Genomic DNA, 23784 nt, shown 5'->3' with positions numbered 1-23784 from the left:
GCACCGCATCGCCGCCCACGGTGCGCGGCCAGGTGAGTGTGTGGCGCTGTTGGCCGACCGCACCGCGGGCGCCGTCGTCGCCATCCTGGCGGTGCTCAAGACCGGCGCGGCGTACCTGCCCATCGATCCCGCGCACCCACGGTCGCGGATCGAGTTCATGGTGGCCGACGCCGCGCCCGTTGCCGCGATCGCCTCCGCCGACCTCATCGCGCGTTTCGCCGGCTGCGATCTTCCGGTCGTCGACGCCGACGATCCGACGGTCGCCGCTTGGCCCTCCTCCGCGCTGCCCGGGCCCGCGCCCGACGACATCGCTCATATCATCTACACGTCCGGAACCACCGGTAGGCCCAAGGGCGTTGCCGTCACCCATCACAACGTCACGCGGCTCTTCGCCTCGATGGATGTCGGCGTGGACATGAACGCCGATCAGGTGTGGACGCAATGCCACTCCTACGCCTTCGACTACTCCGTGTGGGAGATCTGGGGTGCGCTGTTGCACGGCGGGCGCCTGGTCGTCGTCCCGGCCGCCGTGGCCGCCTCACCGGACCGGCTCCACGCGCTGGTGGTCAGCGAGCACGTCACCGTGCTGAGCCAGACCCCGACCGCGCTGACCGCGCTCTCGCCGGACGGGCTCGACGCGGTTTCGCTGATGGTCGCCGGGGAGGCCTGCCCGGCGGAGGTGGTGCGACGGTGGGCACCGGGGCGCGTGATGATCAACGGCTACGGGCCCACGGAAACCACCGTCTACGCCACGATCAGCGCACCACTGCACCCCGGCGTGGACGTCGCCATCGGCGCACCCGTTCCGGGCGCCGCGCTCTTCGTGCTGGACCGGTGGATGCGCCCGGTTCCTGCGGGGGTGGTCGGCGAGCTCTACGTGGCCGGTCGCGGTGTCGCTGTCGGATACGTGGGGCGACCCGACCTGACGGCGTCACGGTTCGTGGCGTGCCCCTTCGGCGGAACCGGCGGCCGGATGTACCGCACCGGCGACCTCGTGCGCTGGCACAGCGACGGGCAACTGCACTACCTCGGCCGCACCGACGAGCAGGTCAAGATCCGCGGGTACCGCATCGAACTCGGGGAGGTACGTGCGGCGCTCACCGACGTCGACGGTGTCGAGCATGCCGTCGTCGTCGCCCGCGAGGACAATCCCGGAGTCAAACGACTCGTCGGTTATGTCACCGAATCCAGCTGCGGAGCAGTAGATCCCATCTCCGTCCGGGAGGGTCTCGGGGACCGATTGCCTCCGTACATGGTGCCGGCCGCGATCGTCGTGCTCGAGAGCCTGCCGCTGACGGTCAACGGCAAGCTCGACACCAGGGCTCTTCCCGCACCCGAGTTCGTCGACGGCGAGGCATACCGGGCCCCCGCGACGGCCGCCGAAGAGACGCTGGCCGGCTTGTTCGCTCAGTTCCTCGACGTCGACAGGGTCGGGGTGGATGATTCGTTCTTCGATCTCGGCGGAGACAGCATCCTGGCCATGCGCCTCGTCGCGGCGGTGAACAGAGCATTCGACGCCGATCTGTCGGTGCGCGCACTTTTCGATTCGCCCACCGTTTCCCGGCTGGCACCCCTGCTCGTCGATGCGGCCGACAGCCGACAACCCCTGGTGCCGCTCGACCGCCCCGCCGTGATCCCGCTGTCGTTCGCGCAGAAGCGGATGTGGGTCATCGACCAGTTGCAGGGACCCTCTCCGGTCTACAACATGGCCGTGGCCTTTCAGCTGCGTGGACAGCTCGACCCGGACGCTTTCGGCGCCGCGCTCGATGACGTCGTGGCCCGCCACGAAACGCTGCGCACCCTGTTCCCGGTCACCGCCGGTGTGCCGCGTCAGGAAGTCATCGACGTTGCCGCGCGACCGCATCGGGGCTGGGAGGTCATCGACGCCGCCGGGTGGTCGGATGCCGACATCCGCCGCGCCGCCGACCAGGTGGCGTGTCACAATTTCGATCTCGCCACCGAGACGCCGCTGCGGGCCACGTTGCTCCGACTCACCGAGGAGCAACACGTTCTGGTCGGTGTGGTGCACCATATCGCCGCGGACGGTTCCTCGGTCGCTCCGCTGGTGCATGATCTCGGCGTCGCCTACTCCAGCCGGTGTGCCGGGCAGGCCCCCGGTTGGGCTGCGTTGCCCGTTCAGTATGTCGACTACACGTTGTGGCAACGGGAACGGCTCGGCGATCTCCAGGACAGCGACAGTGCGATCTCGGGGCAGCTGGCGTACTGGGTGGAGCAGCTGGCCGGGCTGCCCGAACAGCTGACGTTGCCGACCGATCGGCCCTATCCGGCTGTGGCTGACGGTCGTGGGGCCAGTGTGGAGGTGACGTGGCCGCCGGGGCTGCAGCAGCAGATCCGGCAGATGGCTCGCGGTCACGGCGCGACGGCGTTCATGGTGGTGCAGGCCGCGCTGGCGGTGCTGCTGTCGAAGTTGAGCGCCAGTTCGGATGTGGCGGTGGGCTTCCCGATCGCCGGGCGCAGCGATCCCGCCCTGGAGAAGCTGGTCGGCTTCTTCGTCAACACGTTGGTCCTGCGGGTGGATCTGGCCGGTGATCCGACGATGGCCGAGGTGCTCGAACAGGTCCGGCGACGCAGCCTGGCCGCCTACGAAAACCAGGACGTACCCTTCGAACTCCTCGTCGAACACCTCAATCCGACCCGCTCGCTGTCACGGCATCCCCTCGTCCAGATCCTGCTGTCCTGGCAGAGCAACGATCCCGCCTCGACCTTCACCCTGGGTGATCTGCATGTCACGCCACTACCGGTGCAGACCCATTCCGCGCGAACCGATCTGTCGTTCTCGATGTCGGAGCGGTGCACCGAATCCGGTGCACCGGCAGGGATTGTGGGCACGGTGGAATACCGCACCGACGTCTTCGAGGCGTCCTCGGTCCAGATCCTGGTGGACCGCTTCGAACGAGTGCTGACCGCGATGGTCACCGACGCCGGACAACGGTTGTCGTCGCTGGATGTTCTCGGCGCCGACGAACACCGGCGACTGGCAACACTGGGCAACCAGGAGATGCTGCGCAGCCACACACCCTCCACTGCCTCGGTTCCCGACCTGTTCACCGCCCAGGCCGCCCGCACCCCCGAGGCGATCGCGGTCAGCTTCGGCGCCCAGGCACTGACCTACCGCGACCTCGACAACATCGCGAACCGACTGGCGCACAGGCTGATCGGGCACGGCGCCGGACCGGGCACGAATGTGGCGCTGGTGAGCGGGCGCAGCGCATCGGCGGTGACCGCCATGCTCGCCATCCTCAAGTCCGGCGCAGCCTATCTGGCCGTCGACCCCGCCCTCCCCGATGAACGCATCCGATTCATGCTCGCCGACACGCCTCCGGTGGTGGTACTGACCGCTGCAGCACAACGGCACCGCCTCACCGGGATGAGCGCGACCGTCCTCGACATCGACGACCCCGCCCCCGACCAGCCCGCCACCGCACCGCCGCCACCACGGTCCGACGATATCGCCTACGTGATCTACACCTCGGGCACGACCGGCACGCCCAAGGCGGTGGCGGTCACCCATGCCAACCTGGCCCACATCGCGGACTCCACCCCACCCACACTCGGTGCCCACCAGGTATGGACCCAATGCCATTCCTACGCCTTCGATTTCTCGGTCTGGGAAATCTGGGCCGCCCTCCTGGGCGGCGCCCAACTGGTCATCATCAGCGAAGACACCACCGCCAACCCGCCGGCACTACACCAACTCCTCACCGACGAACACGTCACCGTCCTGACCCAAACCCCCTCGGCCATCACCGCTTTGGACCCAAACCGACTCGACTCCGTCACCGTACTTCTCGGCGGGGAAGCCTGCCCCGCCGAAATCGTCGACCGCTGGGCCCCCGGCCGGAAACTGATCAACGCCTACGGCCCCACCGAGGCCACCGTCTACGCCACCATGACCCCGCCCCTGACCGCCGGATCCGGACCCGCGCCCATCGGCACACCCGTGCCCACCTCGGCCCTGTTCGTCCTCGACCAACACCTCCACCCCGTGCCCCCCGGAGTGCTCGGCGAACTCTACGTCGCCGGCCCCGGCGTAGCCACCGGCTACCTCCGACGACCCGACCTGACCGCCACCCGATTCCTGGCATCCCCCTACGGCCCACCAGGCACCCGCATGTACCGCACCGGCGACCTCGTAGCATGGCGCCCCGACGGCCAACTGCACTACCACGGCCGCGCCGACGACCAAGTCAAGATCCGCGGCCACCGCATCGAACTCGCCGAAATCCACACCGCACTGGCCACACTGCCCGGTGTCGACCATGCTGCCGTCGTCGCCCGCGAGGACACCCCCGGCCACAAGCAACTCACCGCCTACCTCACCGGCACAGCGGCCCCCGGCGCCGCACGAGAAGCACTGGCCGACAGGCTGCCCGCCTACATGATCCCCGCCGCGATCATCAAACTCGACCAGCTACCGCTGACCGTCAACGGCAAACTCGACATCCACGCGCTACCCACGGCCGAACCCGGCGCCGTCACCCCGTACCGTGCCCCCACCAACCCCACGGAGGAAACCCTCGCCGGCATCTACGCGCACGTCCTCGGCCGCGACCGCGTCAGCGTCGACGACTCCTTCTTCGACCTCGGCGGCGACAGCATCCTGTCCATGCAGGTCGTCGCCCAGGCCCGCGCCGCCGGACTGACCTGCCGACCACGCGACATCTTCGTCGAGCAGACCGTCGCCCGACTGGCGCGCGTCGTCGAATTCTGCTGCCCGGCAATCGACTCTGCCGACGACGGTGTCGGTGAGGTGCTGCCGACCCCGATCATGGAGTGGTTGCGGCACGTCGACGGCCCGACCGACGAGTTCAATCAGACGGTGATCGTGCAGGCACCCGCCGGCACCACCCGCGCGGATGTCGTGGTTCTGCTGCAGGCACTGCTGGACGGGCACGCGATGCTGAGGCTGCGCGTCGATGACGACGGGACCCGGTCGCTGCGAGTACCCGAACGCGGTTCGGTGGCAGCCGATGACTGCCTCGATGTCGTCGGTGCGCTCTCCGAGCGGGCAGTGGCCGGGGCGAGGTCGAGGTTGAATCCGACGGCGGGCGTCGTTCTCGCGGCGGTGTGGGCACAGACCACCGGGCAGTTGGCATTGATCGTGCACCACATGGCCGTCGACGCGGTGTCCTGGCGGATTCTTCTGGAGGACCTGAATCTTGCGTGGGGTCAGCACCGCAGCGGACAGGAGACCCGGCTGAGCGGCGCGGCGACGTCGTTCAAGCGGTGGGCATCGCTGCTGACCGACCATGCGCGGTCAGCACCGGTCATCGACTGTGCCGAAGGCTGGCGAGACGTCGAGGCGGCCGGTTCCGCGGTCGCCCCGCCCGACCCTGGACGCGACACCTATCGCAGTGCGGGCCGGTACACCGCGACGCTGAACGCGGACACCACGGGACCATTGCTCGGCCGGGTGCCCGCCGCGTTTCACGCCGGAATCAACGACATCATGCTGATCGCCTTCGGCCTGGCCTGCGCCGAGTGTTTCGACCTGACGGCCGGGACATTGCTGCGCGTCGACGTCGAGGGTCACGGTCGCGACGAGGAATTGTTCCCCGGCGTGGACCTGTCCCGGACCGTGGGCTGGTTCACCGCCAAATATCCGGTCGCACTGGGCGTGGACCGACCGAGCTGGGCCCAGGTCACCGCCGGTGACGTCACACTGGGTCCGATCCTCAAGCACGCCAAGGAACGACTGCGCGCCCTGCCCGACGGTGTCAGCTACGGACTGCTGCGCTACCTGCACCCCACCGGCGCTGTGTCCGGACCGGACCCCGCGATCGGCTTCAACTATCTGGGCCGGCTCACCGGTACCGGCCTGTCGGACGAACTGTGGCGGCCCGTGGTGGACAGCGGCACCCTCACCGAAGCCGCGACCGCCGTGCCGATGCCACTGGGCCACACCATCGAACTCAGCGCGGCGACCGTCGACATCGGCGCCGGACCGGAGTTGCACACCACCTTGATCTGGGCGCCCTCGATTCTCGACGAGCATCGGGTTCGTCGACTCGGCCAACTGTTCTTCGAGGCTCTGGCCGGCATCAGCACCCACGTCGCGCGCGGCGGGGGTGGTCTGACACCGTCGGATATCGCCCCGGCGCTGCTGACGCAGAACCAGATCGACGAGATATCCGAGCGCCAACGCATCGCCGACATCCTGCCGTTGACACCGTTGCAGCACGGTCTGCTCTTCCACAGCGTCACGATGCACGGTGACGGCGAGGTGGCTGACCTGTACGCGATGCAGCTCGATGTCACCATCGAGGGACCGTTGGAGCCTGACAGGTTGCGCGACGCGGTGTGCACGGCGATCGCTCGGCATCCCAACCTCGCCGCCCGCTTCAGCACCAAACATGAACCACCCGTGCAGATCATCCCCGAAGATCCCGAGGTACCTTGGCATTTCGTGCAACTGGAGTCTGAGGAGCAGATCCAGGAACTGTGCGCACGTGAGCGCGAGGCGGTCTGCAACCTCTCCGTCGGACCGGCGTTCCGGGTGGCGCTGATCCGCCGCGCACCTCAGCATTTCCGGGTCGTGATCACCAATCACCACATCGTGCTCGACGGCTGGTCTCTGCCGATTCTCCTGCGGGAGTTCTTCGCCGGCTATCTCGCGCATCCGTTGCCTCCGGCGGGATCCTTCCGCCGGTTCGTGGAGTGGCTGGCCGGACGCGATCTCGACAGCGCACTGGACGCGTGGCGGGAAGCGCTCGACGGTGTGGACGCCCCGACGCTGGTCGCTCCCCCGAACCGGGTCCGTGTCGGGCCGCGCGCCTCGACATCGGCGCAGCTCGACAACCAGACCACTTACGCCGTCGGCGTGCTGGCGCGTTCACATCACACCACCGTGAACACGGTGCTGCAGGCGGCGTGGGCGCAGGCCCTGACATGGCTCACGGGCCGTGCAGACGTCGTCTTCGGCACGGCAGTCTCGGGACGACCCACCGAGATTCCCGGCGCCGAAGCCACCGTAGGTCTGATGATCAACACCGTTCCGGTGCGCGCGCAGCTCGGCGCGGCCACCACCACATCGGAGCTGCTCGACCAGTTGCGCGACCGCCACCACCGCACCCTGGACCACCAGCACGTCGCGCTCACCGAAATCCATCGTGTCAGTGGGCACGAGCAGCTGTTCGACACCTTGTTCGTTTTCGAGAACCACCCCGTCGATTCATCCGCGATGTCGCTGAGCGGAGACCTGGCGATCTCGGGGATCGCAGCGCGGGAGACCAACCACTATCCCCTCACCCTGCAGGCGATGCCGGGCGACGAGATCGGTCTGCGAGTCGAGTACGACGCCGACGTGTTCGACACCGCGGACATCGACGCCCTGATCGGTCGGTTGCAGCGGTTGCCGGCGCTGATGGCTGCTGATCCTGGCCGGCGCATCTGGTCGCTCGACACCGTCGGTGCCGCAGAAACCGCAAGACTCGACGTGTGGGGTAACCGCCCGATCCTCGGAGAGCCTGTATCACCGGTGTCGATTCCGGATGCATTCGCTGCCCAGGTTCAGCGCACACCCACCGCCGTGGCGCTGACCGACCGAAACCGGTCGTGGACCTACCGTGAAGTCGACGAGGCCTCGAATCGGTTGGCACACCTGTTGACCGGTCACGGTGCGCGGCCCGGGGCCTGCGTGGCGTTGCTGTTGCACCGGAGCGCCGAGGCGGTGATCGCGATTCTCGGAGTCCTGAAGAGCGGGGCCGCCTATGTGCCCATCGACCCGGCACACCCGCGCTCCCGGATCGATTTCATGGTCGAGGATTCCCACCCGGTCGCCGCGATCAGCACCTCAGTGACGGCTGACCTGTTCACCGGCACCGGGCTGACGGTCCTCGACGTCGACGACGCGGCGATCGCCGACCAGCCCGCGACCCCGCTGACGGGTCCGGCCCCCGACGATGTCGCCCACATCATCTACACCTCGGGCACCACCGGCGTCCCGAAAGGTGTTGCGGTCGATCACCACAACGTGACCCGGCTCTACGACGGGATCGACGTCGGTGTCGACCTGACGGCTCACCAGGTGTGGACACAGTTCTTCTCGTATGCTTTCGACTTCTCGGTCTGGGAGATCTGGGGCGCTCTGCTGCACGGCGGACGTCTGGTCGTGGTGCCCGAATCGGTGGCACAGTCACCCGACGATCTGCGCGCGTTGATGATCGCCGAACGCGTCACCGTGCTCGCCCAGACACCGTCAGCGCTGGGCGCGTTGCGCCCCGAAGGGTTGGACGGTGTCTCGGTACTGGTGGGCGGGGAAGCCTGCCCGGCCGAGGTGGTCGACAGATGGGCACCGAACCGGCTCCTGACCAATGTCTACGGCCCGACCGAGACGACGATGTTCGCCTCCGCCAGCATCCCGCTGACGCCCGCATCGGGCGTGCCGCCGATCGGCAGACCGGTGTCGACGACGGCGCTTTTCGTTCTCGACAGGTGGCTGCGCCGCGTACCGGCCGGGACGGTCGGTGAGTTGTACGTCGGCGGCCGCGGCGTGGGCATCGGTTATGTCCGCCGGCCCGCACTCACCTCCGCGCGGTTCGTGCCGTGCCCGTTCGGGTCACCCGGGGCCCGGATGTACCGGACCGGCGATCTGGTGCGTTGGCGCGGCGACGGGCAACTGGACTACCTCGGCCGCGCCGACGAACAGGTCAAGATCCGGGGCTACCGCATGGAACTCGGCGACATCCAGGCGGCACTGCTGTCGCTGGACGCCGTCCAACAGGCCGCCGTGGTCGTGCGGGAAGACCGCCCCGGCGACAAACGAATAATCGCCTACGTCACCGAAACCACCCGCGGTGCGGTGCATCCCCCGCAGGTGCGGACCGCGCTGAACGACCGACTCCCCCCGTACATGATCCCCGCCGCGGTCATGGTGCTCGACGCTCTTCCCCTGACCATCAACGGCAAGCTCGACTCGCAGGCGCTGCCCGCCCCCGACTACACCGAAACCACCGAGCGCAACGCCCCCGCCACGGCGGTCGAGGAGATCCTCGCCGCCATCTTCGCTCAGGTACTGGGTGTGGCACGGGTCGGAGCCACCGACTCCTTCTTCGACCTCGGCGGCGACAGCATCCTCGCGATGCGCCTCGCCGCCACGATCAGCGACGCCTTCGCCATCAACGTCTCCGTGCGCACACTTTTCGACTCTCCGACTGTCGCCGAACTGGCCTCGCGTATCACCGATGATTCCGACCAACGCGAACCGCTGCGCGTCGTCGAACGTCCCGCGGTGATCCCACTGTCGTTCGCGCAGAAGCGGTTGTGGTTCATCGATCAGCTGCAGGGCCCGTCGCCGGTCTACAACATGGCGGTGGCGCTGCGGTTGCGCGGCGAATTGGACGCGGGCGCCTTGGCAGCCGCACTGAGCGACGTGATCGCGCGGCACGAATCTCTGCGCACGCTGGTCGTCGCGCCCGACGGCGTCCCACAACAACTGGTCGTGCCGCCGGAGCACGCCGAGTTCGGGTGGGACATCGTCGACGCGACCGAATGGACACCCCGCGAGCTGGATGACGCAATCCAGGCAGCGGGCGGCCATACGTTCCAGCTCGACCACGACATTCCGTTGCGGGCCAAGTTGTTCCGCCTGTCCGAGACAGCGCATGTGCTCGTCGGGGTGGTGCACCACATCGCAGCGGACGGTTGGTCGATCGCGCCGCTGATGCGTGATCTCGGCGTCGCGTACGCGGCCCGATGTGCGGGCCGGGCACCCGACTGGGTCGAGCTGCCGGTGCAGTATGTCGATTACACGCTGTGGCAGCGTGCCCGGTTCGGCGATCTCGACGACGAGGCCAGCTCGATCGCGGCCCAGCTGGCGTACTGGCGAGATGCATTGGCCGGAATGCCGGAGAGGCTGCAATTGCCCACCGACAGGCCCTATCCGGCGGTCGCAGATGGCCGTGGCGCCCGCGAGACCTTCGAGTGGCCCGCGCAGCTGCAGCACCGGATCCGTGAGGTCGCCGCCGCACACAACGCCACTGCGTTCATGGTGGTGCAGGCCGCGCTGTCGGTGCTGCTGTCGCGGCTGAGCGCCAGCCCGGATGTGGCGGTGGGCTTCCCGATCGCCGGGCGCGGCGACCCCGCTCTCGACGAACTCGTCGGTTTCTTCGTCAACACGCTCGTGCTGCGGGTCGACCTCACCGGCGATCCGACTGTCGCGGAACTGCTCGATCAGGTGCGCCGGCGCAGCCTGGCCGCTTACGACCACCAGGACGTGCCCTTCGAAGTGCTGGTCGAACGCCTCAACCCGGCGCGGTCGCTGAGCCATCACCCACTCGTGCAGGTGATGTTGGCCTGGCAGAACCTCCCAGCACAGAACGGGGACACTCTGACGCTCGGCGATCTCGAGGTCACCCAGCTGCCTGTGGACACCCGCACCGCGCGGATGGACCTGTCCTTCTCCCTGGCCGAACAGTTCTCCGACTCCGGCGCACCCGCGGGGATCTGCGGTTCGGTGGAGTTCCGCACCGACGTGTTCGACCGCCCGACGGTGGCCTCGATGATCGACCGGCTGCAGCGCACACTCACAGCGATCGGTACCGACCAGCAGCAGCACCTGTCGACGATCGACATGCTCGACGCGGCGGACCACACCCAGTTGGCGCAGTTCGGGAACCGCGCGGCGCTCACCACGACCGCACCCGCCGCGGTCTCGGTACCCGACCTCTTCGCCGCACGCGCCGCACGAACCCCCGAGGCGCGGGCGCTCACCCACGGCCGACGGTCGTTGACCTACCGGGAACTCGACGACTCCTCGAACCGGCTGGCGCACGCGCTGATCTCCCAGGGTGCGGCACCCGGTCAGTGCGTGGCCCTGCTGTTCCATCGGTGTGCGGACGCGGTCACGGCCATGCTGGCCGTGCTCAAGACCGGAGCAGCCTACCTGCCCATCGACCCGGCCCACCCCGACGAGCGCATCCAGTTCATGATCGACGACAGCGCACCGGTCGTTGCCGTCACCACCACCGCGCTGGCCGACCGGCTGAGCAGCTACAAGCTGACGGTCATCGAGGTCGACGAGGGCTTCGACGACCAGTCCCCCGCCGCGGTGTCGATCGCCACCCCCGACGACATCGCCTACCTGATCTACACCTCCGGCACCACCGGAACCCCCAAGGCTGTGGCCATCAGCCAGCGCAACCTCGCCCACCTCGCCGACACCACACCGGCCGAACTCCCCGCCCCGCAGGTCTGGACCCAATGTCACTCCTACGGATTCGACTTCTCGGTATGGGAGATCTGGGCCGCCCTGCTCGGCGGCGGACGGCTGGTCATCGTCCCCGAAGACGTGGCCGGCTCTCCCCCCGAGTTCACTGATCTCCTGGTCTCCGAACAGGTCACCGTGCTGACCCAAACCCCGTCCGCGGCGACCGCGTTGTCCCCCGGCGACCTCGACGGAGTCGCAGTGCTGCTCGGTGGAGAAGCCTGTCCCGCCGAGGTAGTCGATCAATGGGCGCCCGGACGCACGCTGATCAATGCCTACGGCCCCACCGAGATCACCGTCTACGCGACCATGAGCGCGCCCCTGAGGCCGCACTCCGGCACGGCACCCATCGGCGCGCCGGTGTCCACCGCGGCGCTGTTCGTCCTCGACGATCACCTACGCCCGGTGGCGCCCGGGGTGATCGGCGAACTCTACGTCGCCGGGCGCGGGGTGGCCACGGGCTATCTCGGTCGTACCGCACTGACCGCGACGCGCTTCGTGGCCTGCGCCCAGGGCGCACCGGGCACGCGAATGTATCGCACCGGCGACCTCGTCAGCTGGCGACGCGACGGCCAACTGCACTACCACGGCCGGGCCGACAACCAAGTCAAGATCCGCGGCTACCGCGTCGAACTCGGCGAAATCCAGACCGCGCTGACCGCGCTCGACGGCATCGACCAAGCGGTGGTCCTCGCCCGCGAAGAGGGTTCCGGCAGCGCACAACTCGTCGCCTATGTGACCGAGAAGTGCTCCGGCACGGCTCAGCCCGCCACGGTGCGGCAGGCTCTCGCCCTCAGGTTGCCGTCCTACATGCTGCCGGCGGCAGTCGTCGTGCTCGACGCGCTTCCGCTGACCGTCAACGGAAAACTCGACACCAGGGCGCTTCCCGCTCCGGAGGCCGGGAACACCACGCGGTACCGCGCACCGGCAGACGCGGTCGAAGAAGTCCTGGCCGGCATCTACGCCCAGGTCCTCGGACTCGACCGCGTCGGGATCGACGACTCCTTCTTCGACCTGGGCGGCGACAGCATCCTGTCGATGCAGGTGGTCGCCCGAGCCCGGGCCGCGGGCCTGTCCTGCTGGCCACGCGACATCTTCGTCGAACAGACCGTGGCACAGCTGGCCCGCGTCGTGAACACCACCGTGCACACGAACGCACCGCCCGACGACGGCATCGGACCCGTGCCACCCACCCCGATCATGCACTGGCTGCGCACCGTGGGCGGCCCCACCCACCAGTTCAACCAGACCGTGGTGATCCAAGCGCCCACCGCGGCGAGCAACGACGACGTCGCGGTCGTGCTGCAAGCGCTGCTCGACCGCCACGCGATGCTGCGCGCACGCCTGGACGACAACGGGACCGACCCGTGGTCGCTGACCATTTGCGAACCGCAGCGCGTCGATGCCCATGCCTGTCTGCACGTCGTCGAAGACTTGTGCTCGGCGGCAATAGTTTCCGCTCGATCAGAGCTCAACCCCTCGAGCGGGACGATGATCCGCGCGGTGTTCGCGACCTCGACTCGCCACCTGGCGTTGATCGTCCATCATCTGGCCATCGACGCGGTGTCATGGCGGATTCTGCTCGAGGACCTCAACACCGCCTGGGCGCAACACCACACCGGCGCCCCGGTCGCCCTGCCGGTCACCGGAACCACGTTCGCCACCTGGGCGAAGCTACTGGTCGAGCACGCCCAGGGCCCCGGAACGATCGCGGATGCCCCGGTATGGCGCGAGATCCTGGCCACGCCAACGGCACTGCCGGCACCCGATCCCCGGCGCGACACGTACGCCGACGCCGGAAGCCTGGCCACCACACTCGACACGGATACCACAGCCACACTCCTGCACGGCGTCCCCGCGGCCTTCCACGCCGGCATCGGCGATATCCTTCTCATCGCGTTGGCGCTGGCCTGCAACAGGTTCCGCGGATCCGGTGAGGGCGCCGTCGGTATCGATGTCGAAGGCCACGGCCGCGCTGAAGAGCTCTTCCCCCAGGTCGACCTGTCGCGCACCGTCGGCTGGTTCACCACCAAGTACCCCATCGCCCTCACCGTCGATGACCTGCCCTGGGCACAGGTCGCCGCCGGTCATCCCGCACTCGGCCCGGTCATCAAACAGGCCAAGGAACAGCTGCGCGCCCTGCCCGACGGCCTGACCTACGGGCTGCTGCGCTACCTGCGCCCCGACGCCGGCCTGGACGGTGCCGAACCCACGATCGGCTTCAACTACCTCGGCCGCGTCGCCGCCCACACCGCCGAACTTCCGGACACCGTGTGGCAGCCCAGCACCGATGCCATGACCGCAGCCCGGGCCGCCACCGCCGTTCCCATGCCGCTGACCCACACCGTCGATGTCACCGCCGTGGCGGCGGAAACCGATGCTGGGCTTCAACTCAACACCACCTGGACCTGGGCCCGGTCGGTCCTCGACGAATCACAGGCCCGCCGACTGGCCGGACTCTGGCACGACGCACTGACCGGGATCTGCGCTCACGTGCGCGACGGCGGCGGCGGTCTCACACCGTCCGACATCCTGCCGGCCACCCTCACCCAGAACGATCTCGACGAGCTGCAACAACACCACCGCATCGCCGACGTCCTCCCTCTCACACCACTTCAGCAGGGGCTGCTCTTCCACGCCCACAGCGTCGGCGACCTCGGTGCCGTCGAAGATCTCTACGCGATGCAGCTCGAACTCACGGTGACCGGCCCGCTCGACCCGCATGCGCTGCACGATTCCGTCCGCGCGATGGCGGCTCGGCATCCGAATCTGGCTGCGCGCTTCTGCAACGAGTACGAACCACCCGTCCAAATCATTCCGGCAGTTCCCGAGATCCCCTGGCAGTACCTGTGTCTGGAGGACGAAGACCAGATCAGGGCGCTGTGCACCGCCGAGCGCGCAGCGGTGTGCGACCTGACGGCCGCCACGCCGTTCCGTGCGGCGGCGATCCGAACGGGCGCCGACCAACACCGGGTGATCCTGACCAACCACCACATCGTGCTCGATGGCTGGTCGCTGCCGATTCTGCTGCACGAGGTGTTCGCAGGCTATTTCGGGCACCGGTTACCGCCCTCCGGTTCGTTCCGCCGATTCGTCGAGTGGCTGGCCGATCGCGACACCGAATCCGCGCGCACCGCCTGGGGTGAGGTGCTCGACGGCTTCGACGCCCCGACGCTCGTCGCCCCCTCCGGCCGCCTCCAACTCGGGCCGCGGGGCAGCGTGACATGCCGGCTCCCCGAACAGACCACACGCGCGGTGAACGAACTCGCGCGGGCCTGTCACACCACCGTCAACATCGCCCTGCAGGCTGCGTGGGCGCAGACATTGGCTTGGCTGACCGGCCGGCCCGACGTGGTGTTCGGCACCGCTGTCTCGGGACGACCGAGCGACGTGCCGGGCGCGGAGTCGACGGTGGGCCTTCTGATCAACACGGTTCCGGTGCGCGCGCGTCTCACCGCGGCAGCCACCACCGCCGGCCTGCTCGCTCAACTCCGGGACGCCCACAACCGCACGCTCGACCACCAGCACCTCGCGCTCACCGAGATCCATCGCATCACGGGCCACGACCGCCTGTTCGACACCTTGTTCGTGTTCGAGAACTACCCGATCGACGACGCGGCGGCGGCCGACGCGGGCGAGTTGTCGATCACCGGGGTCTCCGCACGCGAAACCAACCACTACCCGCTCACACTGCAGGCCATGCCCGGCAACGAGATCGGCCTGCGCATCGAGTACGACACCGACGTGTTCGACGTACCCGGTGTCGAGGCGCTGGTGGCCCGGTTCGAGCGGGTAGTGGAGGCGATGGTGTCCGCGCCGCGACAACGCTTGTCGGCGATCGACGTCCTCGACGCCGCCGAGCACGACCGGTTGCACCGGTTGGGACACCAAGCGCTGCTGCGGACGCCCGCAGACCCGGCACATTCGGTGCCGCAGCTGTTCGGCGACCGGGCCGCGCGCCACGCTGACACCGTGGCTGTCAGGTCCGCGGACCGGTCGCTGACCTATCGCGAACTCGACGAGGCCTCCGATCGCCTGGCCCTCGCGCTGGCCGGACACGGCGCACGGCCGGGGACCTGCGTAGCACTGCTGCTCGCCCGCTCGGCACACGCCGTGGTCGCGATGCTGGCCACCCTCAAGACCGGGGCGGCCTATCTGGCCATCGACCCCGCACTACCCGACGAGCGCATCGCGTTCATGCTCACCGACGCCGACCCGGTGACCGCGCTGAGCACCGCCGAGCACCACGCCCGACTGGTGGGTTATGACTTCGACGTCGTCGACATCGGTGCACTCGACGACGAACCATCCACCACCGCGCAGCCGGTCCCGCACCCCGACGACATCGCCTACCTGATCTACACCTCCGGCACCACCGGTACCCCCAAAGCGGTTGCCGTCAGCCACGCCAACCTGGCTCACATAGCCGCGTCGACCCCCGATACGCTGCCGCCGCAACAGGTGTGGACCCAGTGCCACTCCTACGCCTTCGACTTCTCCGTGTGGGAGATCTGGGCGGCTCTGCTCGGCGGCGCCGAACTGGTCATCGTGCCCGAGAACGTCACCGGCTCGCCGGAGGACTTCCACCGACTGCTCGTCGACGAACACGTCAACGTGCTCACTCAAACTCCGTCGGCGATCGCCGCGCTGTCGCCGCAACGCCTACCCGGGGTGGCGGTGCTGCTCGGCGGGGAGGCGTGCCCGGCCGACGTCGTCGACCGCTGGGCACCCGGACGCGCCCTGATCAACGCCTACGGCCCCACTGAGATCACCGTCTACGCCACCATGAGCATGCCGCTGAGCGCGGGCTCGGGCCCCGCGCCCATCGGAGGTCCGGTACCGACCTCGGCGCTGTTCGTCCTGGACTCCTGGCTGCGTCCCGTTCCCGAAGGCGGGGTCGGCGAACTCTACGTCGCCGGTCGCGGAGTGAGCACCGGCTACCTCGGCCGGCCCGCCCTCACCGCCACCCGCTTCGTGCCCTGTCCCTTTGCTCCGGCAGGCGCACGCATGTACCGCACCGGGGACCTGGTCTCCTGGCGACCCGACGGCCAACTGTGCTTCCACGGCCGCTCCGACGACCAGGTCAAGATCCGCGGCTACCGCATCGAACTCGGCGAGATCCGCACCGCACTGGCCGCAATAGACGGCGTCGACCAGGCCGCCGTCATCGCCCAACGCGACCACCGCGGCACCCGCCTCGTCGGGTACCTCACCGGCAGCGCCGACCCCGCCGGCACCCTCGAGCACCTCGCCCGACGGCTGCCCACCTACATGGTTCCCTCGGCGATACTGAAACTCGACGCCCTGCCGTTGACGGTCGGCGGCAAGCTCGACATCCGCGCACTGCCCACCCCCGAGCACACCGGCCACCGCCCCTACCGCGCCCCCACCAACCCCACCGAAGAGATCCTCGCCGGCATCTACGGCCGAACCCTCGGCGTCGACCCCGTCAGCATCGACGATTCCTTCTTCGACCTGGGCGGTGACAGCATCTCGGCCATGCGGCTGATCGCGGCGATCAACGCCGCCCTGGACACCAACCTGTCGCTGCGGAACGTGTTCGACGCCCCCACCGTCGCCGCGCTGGCCCCGCGCATCCGTACCCAGGCGGGCCGGCGTGCCCCCCTGGTCCCTGTCGAGCGCCCGGAGGTCATCCCCCTGTCCTTCGCGCAGAGCCGGCTGTGGTTCCTCGACCGCTTCGCCGGCGGAATCGTCACCTACAACATGCCGACGGCGTTCCGGGTCGACGGACCGTTGGACGTCTCGGCGCTCGATGCTGCGTTCGACGACGTCATCGCCCGTCACGAGGCGCTGCGCACCGTGTTCCCGGACATCGACGGTGTGCCCCGACAACTGGTGCGGCCCGCACAGGCCGGCATGTGGCGCCGCGGCGGACCGGCCGTGGTGGCCCGGTCGCAGGACGAGGCAGCAGCCGAGTTGATGACGTTGGCGCAGTACCGATTCGATCTTGCGGCGGAGATCCCGTTCCGCGCGCAGATCTACTCGCTGGGTCCCGATCGATACGCCGTCGGGATCGTGATGCACCACATCGCGGCCGACGGGTGGTCGATCGCGCCGCTCATCCGGGATCTGGGCACCGCCTACGCCGCCCGGTGCGCCGGCCGGGCGCCGGGCTGGGCCGGTCTGCCGGTGCAGTACGTGGACTATTCGTTATGGCAGCGTGCCCAGTTCGGAGACCTCGAGGACGGCGACAGCCCCATCGCCGCGCAACTGGCCTACTGGCAGGACGCGCTGGCCGACATGCCCGAGCAACTGCAGCTGCCCACCGACCGGCCCTATCCGGCCGTCGCCGACTACCGCGGCGCGACGGTCGACATCGAGTGGCCGGCGAGTCTGCAGCAGCGGGTCGCAGAGGTGGCACGCCACCACAATGCCACCAACTTCATGGTGCTCCAGGCCGCCCTCTCGGTACTGCTGTCCAGGATCGGCTCCGTTTCCGATCTGGCGGTGGGGTTTCCGATCGCGGGCCGCAGCGACCCGGCCCTCGAGGAGCTCGTCGGCTTCTTCGTCAACACGCTCGTCCTGCGGGTCGATCTCGGCGGCGACCCGACGATCGGCGAACTGCTCGCGCGGGTCAGGGAACGCAGCCTGGCCGCCTACGAGAACCAAGACGTACCGTTCGAGGTGCTCGTCGAACGCCTCAACCCCACCCGATCGTTGGCCCGCCAACCGCTGATCCAGGTCATGCTCGCCTGGCAGAACTTCGCGGGACCGGGCGACGGTTCCGGCCCCGGACTCGCGCTGGGCGACCTGCAGGTCGCTCAGCTGGGTGCCGACACCCGCACCGCACGCATGGACCTCCTGTTCAACCTGGCCGATCGTGTCACCGGATCCGGGGCGCCCGACGGGATCTGCGGTGTCGTCGAATACCGCACCGACGTCTTCGACGCGGACACCATCCGCACCCTGATCCGACGATTCGAGCGGGTGCTGACCGCCGTCACCGCCGACACCAGCCGTCGGCTGTCCGCCATCGACCTCCTGGCAACAGAGGAACGCGCAGGCCTCGACCGATGGGGCAACCGGGCAGTCCTGGCACGGCCGGCGACGGCGGCGGGATCGATACCCGCCGCGTGGGCCGCCCAGGTGTCCCGCACCCCGCACGCCACGGCGGTGACGTTCGAGGACTCGTCGGTGAGCTACCGCGAACTGGACGAGGCCTCGAATCGGCTGGCACACCTGCTGTCCGAATGCGGCGCCGCACCGGGCCGAGCCGTCGCCCTGCTGTTCACCCGGTCAGCCGATGCCGTGGTCGCCATCCTGGCCGTCCTCAAGACCGGCGCGGCGTACCTGCCGATCGACCCGTCGGTGCCCACCGCCCGCATCGGGTTCATGATGGCCGACGCCGCGCCCGTCGTCGCGGTCAGCACCGCAGCGCTTCGGTCACGGCTTGACGGGTTCGATTTTCCGGTCATCGACATGGCCGACCCCCGCATCGCCGACCTCCCGTCTGCGCCTGTCCCGTACCCCGCCGCCGACGACATCGCCTACTTCATCTACACCTCGGGCACCACGGGCGTCCCCAAAGGTGTTGCGATCACTCACCGCAACGTCACACAGCTGCTCCAATCGCTGGACGTCGACTTCCTCCGCGGCGGTGTGTGGTCACAATGTCACTCCCTGGCGTTCGACGTCTCGGTATGCGAGATATGGGGTGCGCTGCTGACGGGCGGCCGCCTGGTGGTGGTCTCGGAGTCCGTGGCCCGCTCCCCGGAGGACTTCCACACTCTGCTGGCCCGCGAGCGCGTCACCGTTCTGAGCCGGACACCGTCGGCGTTCTATGCGTTGCAGACGGCCGACGCGCTGCAACCCGGACTCGCAGAACGGCTCACACTCGAAGCGGTGCTGTTCGCCGGCGAGCCCCTCGAGCCCCGGCGGCTGCGCACCTGGTTCCGGAATCACCCCGGAATGCCGCGAATGATGAATCTGTACGGCACCACAGAGACGACGGTGCACGCCTCGTTCGGGCAGATCCTCAGCCGCGACGTCGACGGCAACGCCAGCCCGGTCGGCGTCCCGCTGACAAATCTCGCGTTCTTCGTCCTGGACGCCACCCTGCATCCGGTGCCGGCGGGCGTGGTGGGTGACCTCTACATCGCCGGTCACGGTGTGGGTGTCGGATATTGGCGCCGCTCGGGACTGACGGCGAGCCGGTTCATCGCCTGCCCGTTCGGGCGTCCCGGCGAGCGGATGTACCGCACCGGCGACCTGGTCAGCTGGAGTCCGGATGGCACGCTGCACTACGTCGGGCGCGCCGACGAACAGGTGAAGGTCCGCGGCTACCGGATCGAGTTGGGCGAGGTCGAGAACGCCCTGCTGGCCTGCCCCGAGGTCACCCAGGCGGTCGTCACCGTGCAGAACGGAGAAACGGACGGCCACCTGGTCGCCTATGTCACGCTCGGCGACAGCACCACCCCCGACCACGGGCACGGGATCGTCGAGGAGTGGCAGCAGATGTACGACGATCTCTACGACGCCGCAGAGGTGCCGCCACTGGGGACGGACTTCCGCGGATGGAACAGCAGTTACACCGGTGATCCGATTCCGCTCACCGAGATGAGCGAATGGCGCTCGGCCACAACCGATCAGATCCTGGCTCTGGGGCCGCAGCGGGTGCTGGAGATCGGGGCAGGATCCGGCCTGGTGCTCTCACAGGTGGCAGCGCGCTGCGAAGAGTACGTCGCCACCGACGTGTCCGCGGCGGCGATGCACGGCGTCGCCCGCTCGCTGGAGCGCGAGCTGCCCCCATGGCGGCACCGGGTGCGCCTGCTGACCCAGCCCGCCCATGTCACCGATGGGCTGCCACCGGGCTACTACGACGTCGTCGTCCTCAACTCGATCGTCCAGTACTTCCCCGACCGTGGGTACCTGACCGACGTCCTGGACAGGGCAATGGATCTGGTGGCGCCGGGCGGCACCCTGTTCATCGGCGACGTCCGAAACCACCGCCTTCAGCGCGCGTTCCAGACCGCGGTCGCGCGGGCCCGCACACCGGAGGCCGATACCGCAGAGATTCGCGAGCGCGTTCACCGCGCGATGGTGAGTGAAGCCGAACTCCTCCTCACGCCCGAGTTCTTCACCATGTGGGCGGACGACCACCCGCTACCTCTCGCGGTCGACATCCGCGCCAAACGGGGCTGGGCCGACAACGAACTCACCCGCTACCGCTACGACGTCGTGCTGCACAAGCAGCCGACGGCGGTGCTGTCGGTGGCCGATGCCCCCACGTGGTCGTGGTCTGCCTGCCGAGGTGTGCGAGGACTCGAGACGAGGTTGGCCTCGGAGCGCCCGCCCGAAGTGCGAGTCTGCGCGATCCCGCGCACCGGCCTGGTGGACGACGTCGGCCTGGAACAGGCGCTGTTCTCCGGGATGCCGGTGCAGAACACCGGCGGTGGCGCTTGGCCGGACGACACCGCGACCCCTGAACAACTGCACCGCACCGGCGCGGCGGCGGGCTACCACGTCGCGGTCACGTGGGGTGCTGAGCCCGGAACGCTCGATGCGGTGTTCCTCGCGGAGCCCGCCCCGGCACTGACCGACGTCTACCGGCCGGCCGCAGGCGCGCGTCCGCGCTGTAGCCACGCCAACAGACCGCACACCAACACGACGATCAGCACGCTGCGCCAGCGCCTGGGCGAGCGGTTGCCCGACTACATGGTCCCCGCGCACATCGTCGCGCTCGACGAGTTCCCGTTGACCTCCTCGGGCAAGCTGGACCGAAAGGCGTTGCCGACTCCGGTTTTCGCCGCGACAGCCTTCGAGGCGCCCGCCAATCCGACCGAGGAGATCATCGCCGGCATCTACGCCCGGGTGCTGGGCGTGGACCGGGTCGGCGTCGACGACTCGTTCTTCGATTTGGGCGGTGACTCGCTGTCCGCCATGCGCGCGGTCGCAGCGATCAACACCGCACTGAACGCACGGCTGGCGGTGCGCACCGTGTTCTATGCGCCCTCGGTTCGAGGCCTGTGCCAGCAGCTGGACCGCGACGACCACAGCACCGAGGTGGTTCCCGTCGACGTCTACCGACAGGGGGCCGGCGTGCCGGTGTACTGCATTCATGACGGGCTCGGCCTCAGCTGGTCCTACCGCACGCTCGGCCAGTACCTGGACTGCCCGATCATCGGCATCAACCAGGTGCCGGAAAACGGCGAAGCCGAACCGTTCTCGATCCGGCGCATGGCGCTCAACTATGCGGACCGGCTGCAGGCGACCCACCCCGGCGGGCCCTACAAGCTGCTCGGCTGGTCGTTCGGCGGGGTGGTGGCCCACGAACTGGCCGCGGTGCTGCGAGGTCGCGGCTGCCACGTGCAACGCCTGGTGCTGCTGGATCCCGCGTTCAGCGTCGGCCTGATCGCCGCGGGAAGAGAGCTCACCGAAGACCAGGTCCTCGAACACATCCTGCGCTCCAATCGTGTCGAGGTTCCGCCGACGCGGGGTCCACTGAATTACGGCCGCGCCGAGCAGCTCCTCCGGCACCACAACGGCGTGGACTTCCCCCTCCCGCCGCGAGAACTGCTGGAGCTGATGGTGCGCAGCGTCAACGTCAACCAACGTCACCTCCGCTACCACGTCCCCGGCGAGTTCGACGGAGACATGGTTGTCTTCACGGCCACCCGGCCCAGGTCGGGAGCGCGACGCCCGATGATGATGCGGCTGCTGGGAACTCACGCACGGCTCGCCGCGCACACCAAAGCGCGCAGATGGCGCCGGCATGTCACCGGTGCGGTCACCGCGCATCCGGTCGACTGCACCCACCACGACATGCTCAGCACCGCGTCGCTGCGCCTGTACGCCGACGATCTGAAGCGGGCACTGGGCGTTTAGTCCACCCGCGCGAACCCGCCGGTCCGGTAGAGCTCGACACACGCCGCCCGACGCACCTTGCCGCTGGTGGTGATCGGTATCGACCCCGGTGCGACCAGCACGACATCCTCGATGCGCACCCCATGGGCATTCGAGACCGCCGAGACGACCCCCTCCCGGAGGTCACGAAGACGTTCGGCGATCTCCCCGTCGGACTGCCCGCGCCTCTTGGTTTCCACGATCACAGCCAGTGTCTCGGTGATGTCGTCGATCACGGCGATGGCGGCGGCCCGGCCGCGCGAGATCTCCTGGATCGTCGACTCGATATCGTCGGGATAGTGGTTGCGCCCGCGGACGATCAGGATGTCCTTGATCCGACCGACGATGAAAAGCTCACCCTCGGAGAGGAATCCGAGATCACCCGTGCGCAGCCAGCCCTGTCCGGGCGTCCCCGGCGTCGGATCGGCGATGGTCGCACCGAACGTCTGCTCGGTGTCGGCGGGTCGGCACCAGTAGCCGGGGCTGACGTTGTCGCCCCGCACCCAGATCTCACCCACCACGCCCCCGGGGCGCTCGGTTGCGGTGTCGGGGTCGACGATCCGCACCGTCGGCGACTGTGGCACACCGTAGCTCACCAGCGGGGTACCGTCGGCGCACCGCTCGGCATGCCCGGCCGCCAGCTTCCTCGGATCGAAGTGGACGAACTCGGGCGGCCCGCCCGGTGGGTGGGTCGCGACGAACAGCGTCGCCTCCGCCAGACCATACGAGGGACGCAGCACCGACGCGGGAAGGTTGGCGCGCGCGAACCTTCGCAAAAATCGCTCGAGAGTCGTCTCGTTGACCCGTTCCGCGCCGCTGAGGATGTACAGCACGTCGCTGAGATCGAGACCGGCCAGGTCGTCGTCGGTCGTCCGTGCGGCCGCGAGCTCGAACGCGAAGTTCGGCGCAGCGGAAAGTACCTGGGGATAGCGCGCCAGGAGTTGAATCCAGCGGGCCGGTCGCACCAGAAACGAGGTCGGGCTCAGGATCGCGGTGGGCCAACCGCCCAGGACGCCTGCACACACGCCCAACATCAATCCCATGTCGTGATAGAAGGGCAGCCAGGACACGGCCGAGCGGGGCATCCGGTAATCGGGCAGATATCCCGCGATGATCTGTTTCCAGTTGGCCGCCAGATTCTTGTGCGTGACCGCCACACCGGCAGGGGTGCGCGTCGATCCGGATGTGTACTGCAGGTAGGCGATCTCCGTGCCTCTGCGGCGCCGACGACGACCCGATCTGTGCGCGTCGACATCGAGCGAGTCCACTTCGATGACCGATGGGACGGCGCCGCCGCCATCCGGTACCAGGTAGGGCGTGACCGTGTCGGAGACCGCGGCCGTGGTCAGGATCACCGTGGGTGAGGCGTCCCGCAGCACGGCGCTGATCCGTTCGTCGTGCACACCCGCCAACGGAACCGACAGCGGCACCGCGATGACGCCCGCCTCCAGCGCCGCGAGGAAGGCGACGACGTACTCGAGGCTCTGCGGGGCGAGGATCACCACGCGGTCCCCCGCCGAGGCGCACGCCTCGATCTCGCAGGCCAGCTGTTGCGATCGCCGGTGCAGCTGTGCCCAGGTCGCGGTCTCGGCGACCCCGTCCCAGTCCCGCTCGTAATCGTAGAACGTGAAGGCGGGGTGGTTGGGCTGCAGGCTGGCCCGCTCCCGCAGCACGATGAGCAGGGACGACTCGGTCAC

2 protein-coding genes (1 of these 2 cut by a window edge) are annotated in these 23784 nt (G+C 68.7%); one reads left to right on the top strand and one right to left on the bottom strand.

Features of this window, described 5'->3' with window-relative positions; genetic code table 11:
- Positions 1-22069 carry the 3' portion of a non-ribosomal peptide synthase/polyketide synthase gene (locus G6N31_RS02880; RefSeq protein ID WP_170310805.1) on the top strand. It extends 230 nt beyond the left edge of the window, so 22069 of the gene's 22299 nt are visible here — the last part of the coding sequence; its start codon lies beyond the left edge, outside the window; it ends in the stop codon at positions 22067-22069.
- Here G6N31_RS02880 and G6N31_RS02875 read toward each other — a convergent pair.
- Positions 22066-23784: an AMP-binding protein gene (locus tag G6N31_RS02875; RefSeq protein WP_098003392.1), complete on the bottom strand. Its 1719-nt coding sequence runs from the start codon at positions 23782-23784 to the stop codon at positions 22066-22068. The genes G6N31_RS02880 and G6N31_RS02875 overlap by 4 nt on opposite strands.

This window comes from Mycolicibacterium duvalii (genome assembly GCF_010726645.1).
Classification (GTDB): domain Bacteria; phylum Actinomycetota; class Actinomycetes; order Mycobacteriales; family Mycobacteriaceae; genus Mycobacterium; species Mycobacterium duvalii.
This window is presented reverse-complemented; position numbering and strand designations above follow the sequence as displayed.